Here is a 1,799-nt window from a genome sequence, read left to right on the forward strand (position 1 = left end):
GCGGTCGGCCACGTCGGGCCGCGTGGTGCTGACCCGCACAGCCAGGCCCCGCGGATAGAAAAGCGAATACTGCTGGCCGCTGGCCGTGGTGCGGCCCACCAGCTGCACTTCGGCCGCACGGTGGCACGCTCCCAACCCGGGCAACAGTGCGAGCAGGCACAGCAGCCTGATTATCCGTTTGTTCATGTTAGAATCTGTGCTAGCCTAAGTGCGCACAAGAACCGGCCCCCGCACGAGTAGTGCCGTAGCCGGTTCCCGTTTGCAATGCCTGGTGAATGGCTGGCCGCTGGCCGCCACCGCTATTTCTTGGCCTCAAACTGCTTGCTGACCTTTTTCAGCAGCATTTCCACAATGCCCTTGTTGTAGTAAATAAATGTGCCGCTGAAGTCGTTGAAAACGTACCTGGTACCGTTGTTCAGGTCTTCCACGTACAGGTCGATTGACGTAGAAGTATAGGTAGTACCATTGCTCGTGCGGTTGCTGGTCATGCCCGTGTACTGGCCCGCCGCGCCGGCCCCGAAGCCGTCGTGCATAAGCACATACTTGTAGCCCTGCTTCTAGCCCTGCTTCTCGTGGTAATATGGCACCGAATCGAGCGTCGTGACGCGGTAAGCATACGGATAGCGCCGGGCCGTCTCCACCAGCTGGCTGTTCGCTTCGGGCGTCACCTTGTTGTGGTTTTTCATGGTAAAATATTTGGCGCGCTCCCGGCCCCACCCGGTCGGGCCACCGGCGGGCAGCTCTACCAACGAATACTTCACGAAGAGCAGCTTGGCCTGCGGCAAATCATCGGGTAGGGGGCTTTTGGATTTGGTGGAGAGCAGGCCTGCCGCGGTCCGGGCAGGAGTGATAGAAACCGGCACAAAGGCCAGCAACGAACAAGCCAGGCCGGTTCCGAACAGGCCAAGAGTAACGCGTTTAAGCATGAAAGGAAGTTGACGGTTAAAATGCGCCTGCCAAGGTAGCACGATACCCGGGCGCACGGGTAGCGCCACGAACCTACCAGGTACACTAGCTCCAATAATTCGGCCCCTATGGGCTTTAGAATAAGTTAAATTCTCCCGCCCGCTCCCGTGCCCCTGGCGCCGCTTAGTGCCGCGTGGGAAGCTGGGTGTGGCTAAGGGGCAGTTGCCTTTCCTCCAAATCGAAGTAGCTTTGCCGCACTGTGCGGTAGTCTCCCGCCAACCACGGTGCTCAATTTGGCTTCGGCTGAAACGAGCGAAGCCCGTGGCTGGCACCACGGGCTTCGAGAAGTGGGTGATTTGTCCCTCCCATTATTTTGAAGACGATGGAGAACAAACCAAACAGCGACGGTGATTACGTAGTAATCGTCGTCAGGCTCCCGGTGAAACTGCTTGCGCAATTTGGCCGATGGCTGGTGTTGGCCGCTGCCACTTACGTGGTACTGCAACACTAACCGTAGCCAGCAGGAGGGACGCAAGTCCTTCCTGCCTTGGGCTGTAACTGTGCCCAGCCGCCGGAAGTTGCGCAAAGATGCAAAGATTCCGGGAAAATTGCCGCTGCTACCGGAGTTTGGCGTATCTCAGTGCCGTCCCCCCCCGGCCCCAGCGCCCGCCCCCGTGCCCTTGGCGCCTCTTGAAGCCGCTGAGGAAGCTTGGAGTGTCTCAGCGGCGTCCTAGTAGGAGCGGTGCCTCGTTACGCACAACACCCTGTCTCCTGAGGTTGGGAAGGGTGAGTGTCATCAAATAATCGTATGCACAATTTGGCGGTGGTCTAAGTGAGGATGAACACGTATAAGGTTGATGGTAACAACTCAGCATACGTGCGCCAAATGCGGC

General features: G+C 58.4%; 2 protein-coding genes. Both read right to left on the reverse strand.

Annotation, left to right across the window (positions count from 1 at the left end; genetic code table 11):
- Window positions 1-299 precede the first annotated feature (299 nt).
- On the reverse strand, window positions 300-533 hold the full coding sequence (locus ACYVDE_RS21615) for a hypothetical protein (RefSeq protein ID WP_460503608.1): 234 nt from the start codon (window positions 531-533) through the stop codon (window positions 300-302).
- Between the two features lie 24 nt (window positions 534-557).
- Window positions 558-926 carry a hypothetical protein gene (locus ACYVDE_RS21620; protein ID WP_460503609.1) on the reverse strand — a complete coding sequence of 123 codons (369 nt, stop codon included), beginning with the start codon at window positions 924-926 and terminating at the stop codon, window positions 558-560.
- Window positions 927-1,799 lie beyond the last annotated feature (873 nt).

This window comes from Hymenobacter agri (assembly GCF_054778495.1).